This window comes from Pseudodesulfovibrio cashew (assembly GCF_009762795.1).
GTDB lineage: Bacteria > Desulfobacterota > Desulfovibrionia > Desulfovibrionales > Desulfovibrionaceae > Pseudodesulfovibrio > Pseudodesulfovibrio cashew.
Map to the genome: position 1 here is coordinate 3,879,818 of NZ_CP046400.1, position 17,387 is coordinate 3,897,204.

14 protein-coding genes are annotated in these 17,387 nt (G+C 61.5%); 9 read left to right on the plus strand and 5 right to left on the minus strand.

Annotated features, from left to right (window positions below; all coding sequences use genetic code 11):
- Positions 1-17: 17 nt before the first annotated feature.
- From cutD to GM415_RS17820, 5 genes are all read right to left on the minus strand, one after another.
- Positions 18-947 (minus strand): choline TMA-lyase-activating enzyme, encoded by a 930-nt coding sequence (gene cutD / locus GM415_RS17800; protein ID WP_158950590.1) that lies wholly within the window; start codon positions 945-947, stop codon positions 18-20.
- Positions 948-995: 48 nt separating this feature from the next.
- Positions 996-3,536 carry a choline trimethylamine-lyase gene (cutC, locus tag GM415_RS17805; protein ID WP_158950592.1) on the minus strand — a complete coding sequence of 847 codons (2,541 nt, stop codon included), beginning with the start codon at positions 3,534-3,536 and terminating at the stop codon, positions 996-998.
- Between the two features lie 49 nt (positions 3,537-3,585).
- Positions 3,586-5,085, minus strand: coding sequence for an aldehyde dehydrogenase family protein (locus GM415_RS17810; RefSeq protein ID WP_158950594.1), 1,500 nt, complete (start codon positions 5,083-5,085; stop codon positions 3,586-3,588).
- Positions 5,086-5,123: 38 nt separating this feature from the next.
- On the minus strand, positions 5,124-5,738 hold the full coding sequence (locus GM415_RS18225) for a BMC domain-containing protein (RefSeq protein WP_158950596.1): 615 nt from the start codon (positions 5,736-5,738) through the stop codon (positions 5,124-5,126).
- A gap of 770 nt (positions 5,739-6,508) precedes the next feature.
- Positions 6,509-7,249 carry a FadR/GntR family transcriptional regulator gene (locus tag GM415_RS17820; protein WP_158950598.1) on the minus strand — a complete coding sequence of 247 codons (741 nt, stop codon included), beginning with the start codon at positions 7,247-7,249 and terminating at the stop codon, positions 6,509-6,511.
- 406 nt (positions 7,250-7,655) lie between these two features.
- On the opposite strand from GM415_RS17820, the gene GM415_RS17825 reads away from it, so the two are divergent.
- From GM415_RS17825 to allE, 9 genes are all read left to right on the plus strand, one after another.
- On the plus strand, positions 7,656-8,762 hold the full coding sequence (locus tag GM415_RS17825) for an ABC transporter ATP-binding protein (protein ID WP_158950600.1): 1,107 nt from the start codon (positions 7,656-7,658) through the stop codon (positions 8,760-8,762).
- Positions 8,763-8,783: 21 nt separating this feature from the next.
- Entirely contained in the window at positions 8,784-10,082 is a 1,299-nt protein-coding gene (locus GM415_RS17830) for an ABC transporter substrate-binding protein (protein WP_158950602.1), read from the plus strand.
- 57 nt (positions 10,083-10,139) lie between these two features.
- Positions 10,140-10,988, plus strand: a complete 849-nt coding sequence (locus GM415_RS17835; protein ID WP_158950604.1) for an ABC transporter permease — start codon at positions 10,140-10,142, stop codon at positions 10,986-10,988.
- 9 nt (positions 10,989-10,997) lie between these two features.
- The gene (locus GM415_RS17840) at positions 10,998-11,831 is read left to right on the plus strand and encodes an ABC transporter permease (protein ID WP_158950606.1); all 834 of its coding nucleotides are present in this window, start codon (positions 10,998-11,000) and stop codon (positions 11,829-11,831) included.
- 4 nt (positions 11,832-11,835) lie between these two features.
- Positions 11,836-12,564 (plus strand): aspartate/glutamate racemase family protein, encoded by a 729-nt coding sequence (locus GM415_RS17845; RefSeq protein WP_158950608.1) that lies wholly within the window; start codon positions 11,836-11,838, stop codon positions 12,562-12,564.
- Entirely contained in the window at positions 12,557-13,942 is a 1,386-nt protein-coding gene (gene allB, locus GM415_RS17850) for an allantoinase AllB (protein ID WP_158950610.1), read from the plus strand. The genes GM415_RS17845 and allB overlap by 8 nt, the downstream gene beginning before the upstream one ends.
- Complete coding sequence (locus tag GM415_RS17855; RefSeq protein ID WP_158950612.1) at positions 13,939-15,198, plus strand: Zn-dependent hydrolase; 1,260 nt, start codon at positions 13,939-13,941, stop codon at positions 15,196-15,198. Before allB ends, GM415_RS17855 begins: the two co-directional genes overlap by 4 nt.
- Before the next feature lie 31 nt (positions 15,199-15,229).
- Positions 15,230-16,225: a ketol-acid reductoisomerase gene (gene ilvC / locus GM415_RS17860; RefSeq protein WP_158947502.1), complete on the plus strand. Its 996-nt coding sequence runs from the start codon at positions 15,230-15,232 to the stop codon at positions 16,223-16,225.
- A gap of 87 nt (positions 16,226-16,312) precedes the next feature.
- Complete coding sequence (allE, locus tag GM415_RS17865; RefSeq protein WP_158950614.1) at positions 16,313-17,092, plus strand: (S)-ureidoglycine aminohydrolase; 780 nt, start codon at positions 16,313-16,315, stop codon at positions 17,090-17,092.
- The last annotated feature ends 295 nt before the right edge of the window (positions 17,093-17,387 follow it).

The following is a 17,387-nucleotide window of genomic DNA, read 5'->3' on the forward strand; positions in this document are numbered from 1 at the left end:
CTCGTCATCAGTCCTGGCTAGTGCCGGACCACGGACACGGAGAGGCCGTGCCTGCCGAGGGTTTGACCGATGCGCGCGAGGTCTTCCTCGTCCAGTTTCGGGTCACCCGTCACCGAGTAATCCCAACCCAACTGGCCGTATTTGCTCACGCCCATCTTGTGGTACGGGAGCAGGTCCACTCCCTTGAAATTCCTGAGTTCCCGATACGGAGCGAGGAACTCGGCCAACAGATTCAATTCGGCCTCGCCGTCATTGACTCCCTTGAGGAGCGGCAGGCGGATCTTCACGTCGTGACGGTTCTCGAGCAGCCAGACGAGATTGCGGAGGATGGTCTCGTTGCGCACGCCCGTAAGCCGGTAATGTTCATCCGAATCCATGTGCTTGATGTCATAGAGGAACAGGTCCACGTGCTCCGCCACGCTGGCGATCACCTCTGGGCGGGCGTAGCCGCATGTCTCCACTGCGGTGTTGATGCCCCGCTGGCGGCAGGCCTGAAGCAGGCTGATGGCGGCCTCGGGCTGGGCGAAGACTTCGCCGCCGCTCAAGGTGGCTCCGCCTCCCGAGGTCTCATAGAAGGGGCGGTCCTCTTCGATGATCTCGAGGATCTCGGCGATGGATTTGCTCTCCCCGGAGATGGCCAGGGCCGATTCCGGGCAGGCTTCCTCGCACTTGCGGCACCCCACGCATTCCACGTTCCGGGCGACCACGTGGCGGCCTGCGGCATCCATGCGGTGGATATTCACCGGACAGGCTGGAACGCAGGCCCCGCAGTGCACGCACTGGTCGTTCTTCAGCAGGACCTGGAATCCGCGCCGCTGCCCCTCGGGGTTCGAGCACCAGGTGCAGCGCAGGGGACAGCCCTGGAAAAAGACCATGGTCCGCACGCCCGGCCCGTCGTACATGTTGTACTTCTGGACGTTGAATATCTGGGCTTTTCTTTCGATCACGGTCTGTTTCCTGATACCTGGCTGTTGCGTGAGTCCCCGCTCCCTCGCCTAGATGGCGTGGAGCATGGTCCGGCTGATGATTTCGTCCTGCACGTCCTTACACAGCTCCACGAAGAAGGCGCTGTATCCGGCCACGCGGACCACGAGGTCGCGATACTGTTCGGGGTGCTCCTGGGCCTTGAGCAAAGTATCATTGTCCAGGTAGTTGAACTGCATTTCGCCGTTGCCGAGCATGCAGGCGGTGCGGATCAGGGTGATCAGTCCGTTCTCCCCTTCCGGGTTGTCGAGCAGACCGGCCATGATCTTGAAGTTGTGCACCATGCCGATGTTCATGTTCTCGTTGGCCATCTTGGACACGGACTTGATGATGGCGGTGGGGCCCTTGTAGTCGGCGCCCTGAGTGGGGCTGATGCCGTCGGACAAGGGCATCCAGGCGTCGCGACCGTTGGCGGACGCGCCCAGAAGCTGGCCGAAGGGGGTGTTGTTGGAGATGGACAGGGTGCCATGGCTGAGCACGGAGTACAGGGTCTTGTACTTGCGGTGCTCCTGCTCGGTGAAGCTGACCAGATCGGAGGCGATCATGTCGACGTAGTCGTCGTCGTTGCCGTACTTGGGCGCGGCGAGGCAGTCTTTCCGAATCTGCTCGTACCCCTTGAACTCGGCCACCAGGGCCTGGTTGAGCTCATCCAGGGTGTACTTCCGGTCGTCATAGACCAGCTTCTTGATGGCGGCCATGGAGTCCACGTAGGTGGCCAGCCCGCTCCAAACCACGCCGGGGCCGAAGTTGTACATGGCGCCGCCCGAGGAAACGTCGCGGCCTGACTCCATGCACCCTTCGTACATCATGGACATGAGCGGCTTGGGCGCGTGGCTGCGATGAACCCGCTGGGAAATGACCGTGGCGATGCTGGTCTTCCGGGTGATCCACTTCATCTGCTCCTTGACCGCCGCCTCGAACTTTTCGAACGTGTCGAACCGGCCCAGGTCTCCGGCGTCCGGGGTGACCTGCTTGCCGTACCAGAGGGGCACGCCGTGGTTGAGCACCAGCTCGATGCAGATGGGCCACTGGGTGTAGCCGGTGGAGGTCCACTGGTACAGGCGGCCGGACTTCTGCGGCTCGACGCAACCCATGAGGCAGTAGTCGCGGGCGTCTTCAATGCTCACGCCCTTGGCCAGCATCATCTTGATGTGGGAATCGTCGAAGTGCACGGCAGGGAAACCCATGCCGGAACGGATGACGTCCACGATCTTCTTCAGATACTTCTGCGGCGACTTGTTGTGCACCCGGGTGGCCAGGGAAGGCTGGTAGATGCGCACGTGGCGAACCGCGTCCATAAGCAGATAGGTCAGGTCGTTGGTGGCGTCGGCACCGTCACGGGTGACGCCGCCCACGCACATGTTCACGAATGGCTGGTAGCCGGCGAAGAATTTGGAGCCGCCCTCGGAGGTCAGCCACATCATCTCGGACATCTTGATGAGCATGCAGCCGGCCAGGTCGAAGGCCTCGTACTCGGTCAGCCTGCCAGCCTCCAGGTCGGCCTTGAAGAACGGATACATGTACTGGTCCACGCGGCCGATGGACATACCGGTCTGGTTCTCCTCCAGGGTCAGCAGGGACTCGACGGTCCAGACCGCCTGAATGGCTTCCCAGAAGGTGCTCGGCGCATGGGCCGGGACACGGGCGTTGACCTCGGATATCTTGATCAGCTCGGCCTTGCGTTTGGGGTCGCTCTCCCTGGCGGCCAGCTCGGCGGCGTAGTCGGACAGCCGCTTGGCGTAGGCCATGACGCCCTCGGCCGTGTCAATGATCGACTTGTAGAAATAGATCTTCTCGATGTGCTCTGGCTCGGCGTAGTCCAGCTCGGCAAGATGCGCCTCGGCCTCGGCCTTGATATCGAGCATGCCCTTCTTCATCAGGATGACGTCATATCCTGGGTTGGAGTCGCCGCCGCCGTTGACCGCATGATAGGAGCAGTCGGACACGAAGGACTCGCCGGACATCTCCCACAGTCCGGCCTCGCGGTACTGGCTCTCGCACTGCTCGTCCACGGACTTGTTCTCCCAGAAGGGGAAAATCTCTTCGAGCATCTCCTTCTTGTCGGCCTCGGCGATGTAAAACGGGTCCTGGGGACGGGTGCCGATGGTATCCAGCTCGGACTTCATCCAGCGCCACTCGATGTCAGGAGAGAAAGCGCCCGCGCGGGGAGCGCCGTTGGGCGCGCCCACGATGAGTTCGTTGTCCTGAATGACCAGGGGCGCAGTTTCGCAGCACCGCTTGAAGGACTTGGCGCGCATGAGGATGGTGGGCAGCCCGGGATTTTCCTTGGCGACCTGGGTGATGGTGCGGGCCCGGTGGATGGACACGCTGGGCACGGCCTTCAGGAAGTTCTCCTTCAGCTGCACATGACGCTCGGTGGGACCGTCGGGAATGCCTGCGGCCTTGTCGTTCACCGGCCTGCTCTCAGCGGACTTCTCCGTGAACAACTCGGTGGAAACGCCCTCGAAAAGCTTGCGCAGCGAGGCCCGTTCCTCGGGGCTCAGGTTCTTGGTCGCCTCGGCGAGCTTGTCAGAAAATGCTTGAAGATCCACTCTGCTTCCTCCGTGTATTGAGACTGTGTCACCGCGTGATCACTCGGGATCACCTGACGGTGTCGATCGCTTCCTTCAGAACCTGCTGCAGCAACTGCATCAGGTCCGATTCGATAAATTCGGTTTGTTTCCCGGCCGCCGAAGCATCGGGGACAGGGGTATTCCCGATGGCCTCCGAGACGTCACCCAGAACGTGCTTTCCCCGGATGCCATGGCCGACCTTGCGGACGTAGATGAGATTCATGGGGGAGACGTTGTCCGCCGTGATGCCCCGCCCCGCCGAGCCGCCGCCCAGGGTCATGGACGGGAAAAGATTGGTGGTCGCGCCCATGCCGCCGAACGCGGCCGGGGTGTTGACCAGCAGCCTGCCCACGGGCTTTTTCAGGGCGAACTGGCGGATGACCTCCGGGTCGCCCGAATGGATGGACAGGGTGTGCGCGTTCCGTTCATGCAGGAGCAATTCGATGCACTTCTCGCAGGCGTGCATCCAGTCGTCCTCCACGTAGAGGGCCAGCACAGGAGAAAGGAGCTCCCGGGAATAGGGGTCGGCATCGGCCACATACTTGCGCCTGGCCACCAGCACCCTGGTGCCCTCCGGCACGATGAATCCGGCCCTTTTGGCCAGGGTGACGGCGGGAACGCCCACGGTGCCCTTTCGGCGTTGCCCGGCCGGACAGAAAAAGAGTTCCGCCAGGGCAAGGGACTCCGGCTCGGACATGACGTAGGCCCCTTGCTCTTCGAGGGCGCCGATCACGTTGTCCAAGACGCAGCCGTCCACCACGATGGACTGCTCGGCTGACGGGGCCATGCCGTTGTCAAAGGTCTTGCTGTCCAGGATGTCCTTGACCGCCTGCCGGATGTCGGCCGTCCGCTCTATGAAGGCCGGGCCGTTGCCCGTACCGCCGTAAATGACCGGCTTGCCCGTGGAGCGCGCCGCCTCGAGCATGCCGGGCACCCCCGAGACCATGACCAGTGACACGGCCGGATGCCCCATGAGCTCCTTTGAGCCGCTCTTGGTCACGGTGTCCAGGTAGGACAGGCAGCCCTCGGGCAGGCCCGCCTCGGCGGCGGCGGAGATCATGATGTCCAGCACCCGCTTCATGCTGCGCTGGGCCTGCGGATGCGGCGTGAAGACGATGGCGTTGCCGGACTTGATGGCGATGAGGGTCTTGTAGATCGTTGTCGAGACCGGGCTGGTGAACGGGCAGGCGGCCGCGATTACGCCCATGGGCACACCCACGTCCATCAGCCCGTTATCGGCATCTTCGGAGATGACGCCCACGCAACGCAGGGAACGCAGTTGATCACGCACCGTGGTGCAGACGAAGCGGTTCTTGGCCAGCTTGTGCTGCCAGACGCCGCTGTCGGTCTCCTCGGAGGAAAGCAGGGCCAGATCCCTGACGTGGGACTCCACGGCAAGGGCGATCTTCTCGACGATCTCGTCCAGTTTCTCCTGGGAAAAAGCCGCCAGCTTCTTCTGTGCGGCGAAAGCGTTCTCCGCGAGAATCCTGGCCTGCTGCATGGAGAGCAGATCGTTATCGATGATCATCCTGTCTTCCTTTCCTTCCTGCGCCTTTAACCGTCCGGCTAGGGCAGCAAGTTTTCGATGGCGTAGATTTTGGTGATCGTCGCCAGATCCGGGTGCGGGGTGGGGATGACAAGGGAGCTGTAGACGGATGCGCCCATGGCCTCCACGGCCTTGACTCCGGCTTCCACGGCAGCCTTGCAGGCAGCAACGTCCCCCTGGACAAGAACCGACATGTAGCCGGCGGCCACGTTCTCGTATCCGATGAGTTCCACGTCAGCGGTCTTCATCATGGCGTCCGCCGCCTCGAGGACGAAGACGATACCGAAGGTCTCGATGAGCCCCATGGCCTTGGGACGCGGCTGGGATTCAGCGTCGCCCGAACGCTCCACGGCATGCACGGAGACAATATCCCCCACGCCGCGAATGGGCCGGGGCATGACGTTCTTGGCGGTCAGCTTGCCGACCTCTGCGGCGGCCACGGATCCCGCGGCGACCGAAGCCTCGACAGCGGCAACATCGCCCTTGACCATCACGGTCACCAGGGAAGAGCCGACATTTTCATATGAGACAAGCTCGACGTCAGCGGTCTTGAGCATTGCATCCGCGCCGCCGATGGCCGGTACCATTCCGAGTGTTTCAATGAGACCCAGGGCCTCTTCGCCGTAATACCTCAAACTGTTCTCCCCATAACTAGAGTAGTGGTCCGGATGCGGGTTGCTCCTCGGCGCCGGGATGGCGATGGGGGCTGAACCTTTTTCATCCTCACAAGGGCATGCTAGCCCTTCCCGTATGAGGGAAAGTCAACACTCTTCGGATTCTTTAGCTAATATTTATGACAATAGCCCATAATCATTCATCTTCTTTGAACAGAGCGCAAAGCATGAGCGCGAACTCCCCAGTCGTGGCCAGGCAGGGGCAAACCAACTGGAAATTAGCTAACAAACATTATTTACTGACATTAATTGTTTTGGCTGATTCGAAATGCAGGGCAGCGGAAACATTGCCCTAGGGGGAAGGATTGGGTCGGCAACTCACAAGACGAGAACCGGAACTCGCGGAGCTCTCCCGGACTGTCCAATCATTGCAAAAGAAATGAAGTGAAGTCGGGCCAACTTGCCCAGGAGGCGAGAACGCCGCAACCGCCGGGAAAGCGGAAGATCTCCCGCGTGCTGCTTGAGGACTATGCTCCCGGATTATCCCAAATGAAAAAGGTCATCCCCTGAAAGGAACAACCTCATTATCTCGCTGCGGCAGAGATGGGGAAAGTTGACTCACGCCCACCCTTGTACGATTTTCAGCAACAAGCTGTCAGATGGACAAATGGGACACAACGCCCGGGTGTACCGACGCGCGTGGAAGCTCCCACCAAGTTCGCTCTTCCATATACTATTAAGACATGGGGCCGCTCAAAAGTTCACAGCGGAAGAAATATCGTAGCGGCCCGCTACTCCACAAGATTGACGCCTGCCCGTTTGGCAACGCCGCGTACATGACGCTCCATGGCCTGATGCGCCTCTACAGGACGGCGCTCCCGGATATATTCCATAATCCGTTCGTGCTCGCGTACGGTCTCCTGCACACTCTCGTCAAAGGAGAGCGGCAGGGTCTGACTCTCGAAAAACAGGCCCAGAAACGGGGTGATGGCCTCGGTGAAGAAGCGGTTGTTCGCAGCCTCGATCATCTGCGAGTGAAAAGTGAAGTCCAGCCGGGAGAACTCCTTCAGGTCCCGATTTTCGAGAGCCCTGTACATTCCGGCCACCACCACGCCCATGTCCTCCACCTGGGCCGAAGTCGCGTTGACCGCAACCAGACCGGCTATGGCCGGTTCCACGGCGTGGCGGAACTGGTACATCTGGGATTCGCGGCCGGAGAGCGCGGACGAGGCCTGAATCTTCACACTCGAAGGCAGCCCCGGGGCCGAACCCTGACTGGGGCCGCCCAGAAAGACGCCCTTGGCAGGCTGGATGACCAGCCGCCCCCTGGCCTCCAGGGAAACCAGCGCCTCACGAATGGTAGGACGGCTGAATCCAAGCTCCTCAGCCAGTGTCCGCTGGGAAGGCAGTCTCTGGCCATCCGCCCAGCCGTTCTGCCGAATCAATGACTCAATACTATATACTGCAGCCTCTGTTCTGGACTGCTTGCGTCCGGCAGTCCCGTCATAATGATTGTGTGTTTTTAGGGGCATACATTCCAACTTGGAGCTAAAAGTTACTGCATACGCAGACTGGTCTTACCAGTTCGATTTTTTCTATTCACATGCTTTTTTGCATTTTGTCCAGAAGTATTTTTTAACTACACTTTTGTGGCATATTGCCTATTTTTTGATAATTTTGTTATTTTTAATTTTTTTCTAAGCTAGTTTTCATTCTCAATTGACAATTAGATTAAAATGGTCCATCTAGAAACCGGTCATACCGGACAGCCACTCGTGGTCAGGGCGGTCAGCCAAAAGACAACTGGAGATATGCGGTGAACGTCACCCCTGCCAGGGAAGAACGGAAGCCCCACATCGGGCGGAATGCGAGAGAAACCAAGCGTTCCAACATCCGCGACAAACGAAAGGCAAACCATAGTACCAGCGGCGGACTGAAATGAGCAGCATCGGAAAAGTGGAATTGTCGGCACTGGCCAAATATTACGGCCCCGTCGAAGCGTTACGCGACATAGAGTTGACCATCGAGGCTGGAGAATACTGCTGCCTGCTCGGACCGAGCGGATGCGGCAAAAGCACGGCTGTACGCATGATCTCCGGGCATGAGGAGGTCACGCAAGGCGACATCCTGCTGGACGGGCGCAACATCACCAATGCGCCGCCTGCAAAGCGAAAGACCGCGCTGATGTTCCAGAACTATGCCCTGTTCCCCCACCTCTCCTGCGTGGACAACGTCGCCTTCAGCCTGAAAATTGCGGGCGAGTCCAAGAAGGCCCGCCGCAGTCAGGCCATGGAACTACTGGAACTGGTGCACATGGCTGAATATGCGGCCGCGCTGCCCGACCAGCTTTCCGGCGGGCAGCAGCAGCGGGTGGCCCTTGCCCGAGCCCTCATCACCAAGCCTTCGGTCATCCTGCTCGACGAACCCCTCTCGGCGCTGGACCCGTTCCTCCGCGTGCAGATGCGCAAGGAGCTGCGGAACATCCAGAAGGAGCTGGACATGACATTCATCCATGTCACCCACTCCCAGGAAGAGGCCTTCGCCCTGGCGGACAAGGTGGTGGTCATGTCCAAGGGCACCATTCAGCAGATCGCGACGCCCCGCCAGGTCTTCGAGACGCCGAACACCCCCTTCGTTGCCGGATTCATCGGCGGCCACAACATCTTTTCAGCACATTTCGAACCCCTTTCCGGGAACGGATACACGGTGACCATGGATGGCGCCGCCGCTTGCACGTGCGGTTCGCAGCAGCACCTCGAGCAGGCAGGCACCTACGGTTTCTCCGTGCGGGCGGACCACATCCGCCTCGAGGAGGAAGCTTCCGGCCTCGACATGAGCATGCCTGCCACCGTGGTTTTGACCGAATACCAGGGAAGCCACGTCATTGTGCATTGCGAAATCGACAGCGGCGATATTGTACAGGTCAATATCGCCGACGACAGATATTTTGCGACTCGCCCAGAACCGGGACAGAAAGTCTCTCTCGGCTGGGCCTGCCGCGACATGAATGTATTTCCCCCTAATAGGGGCACTGCCAAAAACTAGTAACCTAGAGGAGAGAGAGCCATGGGTAAAGACGAGGCAAAGAAAACCGGCAAGATGAGTCGCAGGAAATTTTTGGGAACCGCTGCAGCAGCCACCGCTGCCGTCGCAGCGGCACCGGTCATCACCGGTTTCCCCACCGTGTGGGCCCAGAACATCAAGAACATCAAACTGCGCCAGTTCGGCACGGGCACCGCGAGCGTCAACGCCATCGCGGACAAGGTCAAGGAAGAGCTCGGCTTCACCATCGAGATGACCGCCCTGGACTCCGACGCGGTCGTGCAGCGCGCGGTCACCCAGCCCAAGTCCTACGACATCGCGGACATTGAATACTGGGTCTGCAAAAAAGTGTATCCCAGCGGCTGCATCCAGCCCATGGATACCTCCCGCATCAAGCTCTACGACAAGATTTCCCCCCTGTTTAAAAACGGCAAGTTGACCCCCGACTCCAAGATCGCGCAGGGAACCGCCCCGCACACGGTCGGCTTCGTCGAACACAAGGACGACACGAAGTTTTCCAAGAACGAAACCAAGTGGATGACCCTTATCCCGACCATTTACAATGCCGACACCCTCGGCATCCGTCCCGACCTGGTCGGCCGCGAGATCAAGAACTGGCGTGACATCATGGACCCCGCGTTCAAGGGCAAAACCTCCATCCTGAACATTCCGGCCATCGGCATCATGGACGCCGCCATGATCTGCGAGTCCATGGGCGTCATCAAGTACGGCGACAAGGGCAACATGACCCGCGACGAGATCGACAAGACCATCGAGGTCCTCAAGAAGGCCAAGAAGGACGGCCAGTTCCGCGCCTTCTGGAAGTCCTTTGACGAGTCCGTCAACCTCATGTCCTCCGGCGAAGTCGTCATCCAGTCCATGTGGTCCCCGGCAGTCGCCGCAGTCCGCGCCAAGGGCATCCCCTGCAAGTACCAGCCGCTGGAAGAAGGCTACCGCGCCTGGGGCGGCGGCCTGGGCATCGCCCGCCACCTGTCCGGCCTGGAGCTGGACGCCGCCTACGAGTACTTCAACTGGTACATCTCCGGCTGGGCCGGCGCCTACCTCAACCGCCAGGGCTACTACAGCGCGGCCCCCGAGACCTCCAAGCAGTACATGTCGGACGACGAATGGGGCTACTGGATCGAGGGCAAGGCCGCCAAGAAGGACATCGTCAGCCCCGAAGGCGTTGTCATGGAAAAGGCCGGTGCCATCCGCGACGGTGGTTCCTACAACGAGCGCATGGGCCACGTGGCCTGCTGGAACTCGGTCATGGACGAGAACAAGTACATGATCCGCAAGTGGAACGAATTCATCGCCTCCTAACCTAACCTCGAGAGGCTCCCCGGAAAACGGGGAGCCTCGTCCCAAAGGTCCCATCCCATGGAAAACGCCAAAAGCGCATATCTCCAGGCTCTCCCGCTCTTCATGATCATGCTGATCTTCCTGGTCATCCCGACCATCATGATCGTGATCGTCAGTTTCTGGGACTACAACGCCTTTTCCGTCATCCCCGATTTCATCTGGGACAACTACGATTTTCTGCTGACATCGTCCGTAACATGGCAGGCCTACGCCAAGACCCTGTTCTACGCCGTAACCTCATGGGCGCTGACGCTGCTCATAGGCTTCACCGCAGCCCACTACATGGCCTTTCATCTCCGCACCACCAAGTCGCAGACCATCTGCTTCCTGCTGGCCACGGTGCCCTTCCTCACCTCGAACATCATCCGCATGATTTCCTGGATTCCCCTGCTCGGCCGCAACGGACTGGTCAACCAGACGCTCCAGGCCGTCGGGCTGACCGATCACCCGTTGGAATTTCTTCTCTACAGCGACTTTTCCGTGGTCCTGGCCTTTGTCCACCTCTACACCCTGTTCATGGTGGTGCCCATCTTCAACTCCATGATGCGCATCGACCGCAAGCTGGTCGAAGCGGCCATCGACGCAGGTGCGACACCCTGGCAGGTCATCACCCAGGTGATCATCCCCCTGTCCAAGTCCGGCATCACCATCGGCACCATCTTCGTGTTCACCCTGGTCATGGGAGACTTCATCACGGTCCGGCTCATGAGCGGCGGACTGAGCGCCTCGGTTGGGCTGCTCATCTACAACGAGATCAGCCTGCTGCAGTATCCCGCAGCGGCAGCGGGCGCCGTGACCCTGCTGGCCACGGTCCTGATAATGCTCGCCATCCTCTTCAGATTCGCCAACATCCGCAAGGATCTCTAGGAGCCCGCCATGCAGAACTCGACCAAGCGCCCGATGAGCTTCTACTTCCTGACCGCCTTCTTCGCCCTGTTCATTCTCTTTCTGTACGGGCCTACGCTGACCATCGGCATCCTCTCGTTCCAGGGTCCGTCCGGCGGCCTGACCTTTCCCATGAACGGCGTATCACTGCACTGGTACTACAAGCTGTTCGAACAGCAGGCCGTGGGCGACTTCGGCGGCTCCCTGACCCGCTCGCTCCTGCTGGCCCTGGCGGTAATGGTCACCACCGTGGTCATCTCCCTTTCGGCGGGCATGGCCTTCCGCAAGAAGTTCAAGGGAAGCGGCGTGCTCTTCTACCTGACCATCGTCAGCCTGATCATCCCGTCCATCCTCATCAGCCTCGGTATCGGCCTGCTCTTCAACCAGGTCGGGATCGAGCCCACCTGGTACGGCTCGGCCTTCGGCGCACACCTGACCTGGACCCTGCCCTTCGGCCTGCTGATCATGTTCGCGGTGTTCAACCGGTTCGACAAGTCCTACGAGGCGGCGGCCAGGGACATGTGCGCCACGCCGTTCCAGACCCTGCGCTACGTGGTGGTTCCGCTCATCCTGCCCAGCCTGGTCGGCGTGGGCCTGTTCGGCTTCACCCTCTCCTACGACGAGTTTGCGCGTACCATCATGACCTCGGGGTCGCAGAACACCTTGCCGCTTGAGATCTTCGGCATGACCACCAACGTGACCACGCCCGTGCTCTATGCCCTGGGGACTCTGACCACCTTCATTTCCTTTGTAGTCATCGTCGGCACCCTGTTCATCCTCCACATGCTCAAACGACGCCGCAACCGCGCCGCCATCGGAAAATAGCCTCATGCGCATCCTGATCATCAATCCCAACTCCAGCGCGCCCATGACCCGCTCCATCGAGGAGACCGCCCGCAGGGTCTGCTCGTCCGGGACCGACATCACCGCAGCCTGCCCGCCAGACAGCCCTCTCTCCATCGAGGGGCACTCGGACGGCGCGCTGGCCGCGTATCACATGCTCCGGCTGACGGACCAAAGCGATCCGGCCGACGGATACGTGGTCGCCTGCTTCGATGACACGGGCGTTGACGCCCTGCGAGAAAGGTTGGCTGGCCCCGTCCTGGGCATTGGCGAGGCGGCCATGCACGCCGCCACCATGCTCGCCTGCCGTTTCTCGGTCCTGACCACCCTCGAGCGGTCTGTCCCCATTATCGAAGACAATGCGGCCAGGTACGGATTGGGCATCCGGTGCCGGGGCGTACACGCGTCCGACCTCCCGGTTCTGGCCTTGGAGGAATCCGGCGACGACAGCGCATTTTCCATTATCCGCGAGGCCGCGACCCGCATCCTGAAGAAGGACCGCAGCGACGCTCTGGTGCTCGGCTGCGGAGGAATGACCCACTTCGCGGAACGGCTTGGCAATGAACTCGGCGTCCCGGTGGTGGACGGCGTGTCCACGGCGGTCAGGTTCGTGGAGTCGCTGATCGGGCTCAACCTCGGGACGAGCAAGGCCGGAGGCTACGCATACCCCCGTGAAAAGACCTCCCCCATTTCCAAGGAAGACAGCCATGCATGATCTCGTTTTGGTAAACGCCCGGCTGGTGACCGAGGAGACTGTCCGCGACGCCACGGTCGGCATCACCGATGGCCGCATCGCCCGTATAGCTCCGCCCGAAGAATCCCTTGAAGGAACCCGAAGCCTGGACTGCTCCGGGAAGCTCGTGCTGCCGGGCTTCATCGACCTGCATGTCCACTTCAACGAGCCGGGCCTGACCCGTCGCGAAGACTATTTCACGGGCTCGTCCGGCGCGGCGGCAGGCGGCATCACCCTTTTTGCGGACATGCCCCTCTCCAATGCGCCGTACACCCTCACGGAAGCGGACGTGCACGACAAGATCGCCAGGGCGCAACGCTCTTCGGTCGTTGATTTCGCCATCTGGGGCGGTTTTGTCGAAGACAACGTCAACGAGATGGCCCCCATGGCAAACGCCGGAGCATACGGCTTCAAGATGTTCACCTGCGACGCAGGCGACGGCTTTCCCACACCCGCGCCCGAGACCATGCGGCGGGGTTTCTCCGAAGCCGGAGAACTCGGCGTGTTCATCGGCGCACACTGCGAAGACCAGGCGGCAATGGACCGTAACGCCCTGCGTTGCCCGCCCGGCATGGAAGAAATCGACCGATTCCTGGCCATCCACGACCCGGAAACGGAGCTGTCCGCAGTCCGGTTCGCCCTGGGTCTGGCCGAACGGACCGGAGCGCACCTCCACATCTGCCATGCGAGCCTGCCCGAAACCGTGGACCTCGTGACCGAGGCACGGCGACACGGCGTTGCCGCCAGCGTGGAGACCTGCCCACAATACCTGCTCTGCACCGAAGAAGACCTGCACCGCATCCGGGGTCCGCTCAAGTGCACCCCGCCGGTGCGCAACCGTGACTCGGTGGAAGGGCTGTGGCAACGGGTGTTCGACGGTGCCGTGGACTTTCTGGGCACAGACCATTCCCCCGCCGAAGTAGAAGAGAAGCACCAAAGTTCCTTCAACGCCTGCTGGGGTGGCATCAACGGCGTCCAATACCTTTTCCCCCTGTTGCACACGGAGGGAGTCGTCCGGCGCGGAATGGACATCCGCCAATTGGTTCGGCTCTACAGCTCGGAGCCGGCCCGATTCATCGGGCACTACCCGAACAGGGGAACCCTGGCGGAAGGCAGCGAGGCCAGCTTCGTCCTCTTCGACCCGGAAGCCCAATGGACCATCCGGGCGGAGAAACAGCTCACCAAGCACCGACAGACACCATACGACGGCATGCGTTGTACGGGCCGCATCGAACAGACCTGGCTCCGAGGCGAGCCCGTCTGCGTCTACGATGACGACACCGGAGGACACAGGCTCTCGGGCCGGAAAGGAGCCGGGAAGCTCGTCACCCCCGTGAACAATAAAGGGCAAAAAAAATGAACACGATACACACCAACCCCGAGCGGCTGGAGCGGTTTCTGACGGAGATCGCGGCTTTCGGGGCCACGGCCAACGGCGGGGTGACCCGTTTGGCATTGAGCGACGAGGACCGCGACGCTCGGGACCGGCTCAGGGAGTGGTTTGAGGAGGCCGGGTGCGAAACCCGGATCGACCGCATGGGCAACATGTTTTTCATTCGGCCGGGAAGGAACCGCGCCCTGGCGCCGGTCATGACCGGGTCCCATTGCGACTCGCAGCCGCAGGGGGGGCGTTTCGACGGCATCCTCGGCATCATCGGCGGGCTGGAGGCGGTCTGCGCCCTGAATGATGCGGGCGTGACCCTGGAGCGGGACCTCATCGTGGTCAACTGGACCAACGAGGAAGGCAGCCGCTTCACTCCCGGCACTACGGGCTCGGGCGTGTTCGCGGGCAAGCTGGACCGCGAGGCCATGTACGGCCTGACCGACCGTGACGGCCTGACCTTCGGGGCGGAGCTGGAGCGCATCGGCTACAAGGGCGGGGACGACTTCGACCCGAGGCCGTTGCACGCCAATTTCGAATACCACATCGAGCAGGGACCGGTGCTGGAGCGCCGGGGCAGGACCATCGGCGTGCCCAAGGGCATCGTCTGCCTGCGCTGGTACGACGTGGAGATCCAGGGCGTGCCCAACCACGCCGGGCCCACGCCCATGGACGAGCGTCAGGACGCCATCTACGCATTCTCGCGCATGGCCGGGCGGGTTTTCGACATCGGTCTGGCCTCGGACGGCGTGGTCGCCACCGTGGGCGAGGTGCACCCCTCCCCCAACTCGCGCAACGTCATCGCGGGCCACGTCCATTTCACCATCGACATCCGGGGCTGGGACGAGGCCGAGACCGACCGCGTCTGCGAGGAGATCGAGGCGGCCATCAGGGCCAATGCCGAGGCCACGGGCTGCACCGTGGAGATCCGCCAGACCTGGGCCGTGGAGCGCGCACCGTTCCACCCGGAGCTGGTCTCCCTGATCCACCAGGTCGCCGGGGAGCTGGATCTGCCCGCGCTGGACATGGTTTCCGGGGCGTCCCACGACACCGTGTACATCAACCAGTTCGCGCCCAGCGCCATGATCTTCGTGCCCAGCATCGGCGGCCGCAGTCACGCCGAGGTCGAGGAGACCTCCTGGGCCGACTGCGCCGCAGGGGCCGATGTGCTCCTCAACTGCATCCTCAAGACCGCCAACGATCCCGAGAGCGTGACCTACGCCGCTCCGGAGTAAACGACACAATACAGATAAAGAAGGATAGAACATGAGCGAAATCGAATTCGAGAAAATCTACCGTGACGAGGACGTGGACCTGAGCATCCTGGAAGGCAAGACCATCGCCGTCATCGGCTACGGCAGCCAGGGCCGCGCCCAGTCCATGAACATGCGCGAGTCCGGCATGAACATCATCGTCGGCGCGGGCGACCGCACCCGCCACTCCAGCTGGGACAAGGCCGAGGCCGACGGCTTCACGGTCTATCCCATCGAGGAAGCCGTGGAAAAGGCGGACATCGTCCACATCCTGCTCCAGGACCCGGCCCAGCCCTCGGTCTACTACGAGTCCATCCACGGCCACCTCAAGCCCGGCCAGACCCTGAGTTTCGCCCATGGCTTCGCCGTGCTCTACGGCACCATCAAGCCGCCCAAGGACATCGACGTGGTCCTGTTCGTGCCCAACGGCCCCGGCCCGGTCACCCGCCAGAAGTTCAAGGACGGCTCCGGCATCTGGGGCTGTGTCAGCGTGGACCAGGACGTCAGCGGCAACGCCCGTGAGACCGCCCTGGCCATCTCCAAGGCCGTGGGCTCCACCCGTGTCGGCGTGGTGGACATGACCTTTCAGCACGAAACCGAGGGCGACAACTACGAGGAGCAGGTGCTGTACGGCGGAACCATCCACCTGATGCGCACCATGTACAACATCATGGTCAAGAACGGGTACCCCCGCTCCTTTGCCTACGCCAAGGCGATCCGCTCCATCCGCTCCATCATCGACGATATCGACGCCGTGGGCATCGAGGCGTATCTTACCTCCCGGGCGAGCCGAACCTGCGAGTTCGCGGTGCGCCACAGCGGCCCCCGCGTCATCAACGAGGAGGCCATGCAGGAGATCTTCGAGGAAACCGAGCGCGGCATCTTCGCCCGCAACTGGCTCCAGGAGTTCTCCCTGGGCATGCCGACCCTGAACCGCATGCGCCGCACCTGGGCCGACTCCGACATGGAGCAGACCGGCGAAATCTGGCGCGAGAAGTTCGGCAAATAGCAGACTATCCTGGCGGCAGGGGGAAACGACCTCCCCCCTGCCGCCGGCCCATCAAGCAGGCCGACGAATGATACCACGAGGTATTGCATGCCTTATCCCGAAGGATTCCTGAAAAACCGGTCCTCGTACGAGCCCGGAAAATATGCCGTCATCACCACCGAGGGGCGCGTCATCAACGTGGTCCCCGGCATCACGGGCTGCGCCCTGTCCATCCTGGCCTCGCCCAAGCTCGGGGCCAACTTCGTGCAGATGGTCGGCACGGTCTCCACCGAGGGCCGGACGACCATGCCCTACGGCCAGGCCGAAAACATAGAGACGCTCCTCTTCGTCATGGACGGCGAGGGCTCCCTGGACGTCACCGTGGACGGCCAAACCGAGACCCTGACCGCGGGCGGCTACATCTACTCCCCGCCCGGCAAGGGGATCGACTTCGCCTCAAAGGGCGACGCCCCGGTCACCATCCTCCTTTACAAGCAGCGTTTCATCCCCCACCCCGACCCGGCCATGAAACAGCCCTGGGTGGTCTGCGGCTCCATCCGCAAAATCGAGGAGAGCCACTACGACCAGATGGAGAACGTCTTCGTCCGCGACCTGCTGCCGGTTGACGAGGCCTTTGACATGAACTTCCACACCCTCGCCTTCCTGCCCGGCGGCTGCCATCCCTTCGTGGAGACCCACGTCCAGGAGCACGGCATGTACGTCTACCAGGGCCAGGGCCTCTACCTCCTCGACGAGGCCTGGCTGCCCGTCGAGTCCGGCGATTTCATCTGGATCGCCCCCTTCTGCAAGCAGGCCTGCTACGGCACCGGCCTGGAACGCATGGAGTATATCTACTCCAAGGACTGCCACCGCGACGAAGCGATCTAGTCCAGCCTGAAACGACCGCCCCCGCCGCGCCCGAAGACTCGTGCGCGGCGGGGGCGGTTTTTCTTTGGCGAATAACCCGGCCCTGAGTTCGTCCTGGTCTGTCAACGAAACGAGCGAAAGCCCGCGTCATGAATTTCAACCTATTGATCACATGCGCCCCAGCCTTTACCATGCTCCCTGGGTCACGGCCCGGGCTGAACGCACGATTCTCTCTAATTCTTGCCTATTTCTTCAGCTCGGATGTTTTCCTGTTGAATTAGGGGAAGGAATGAGGTCCACATTACTTTGTAGGTAA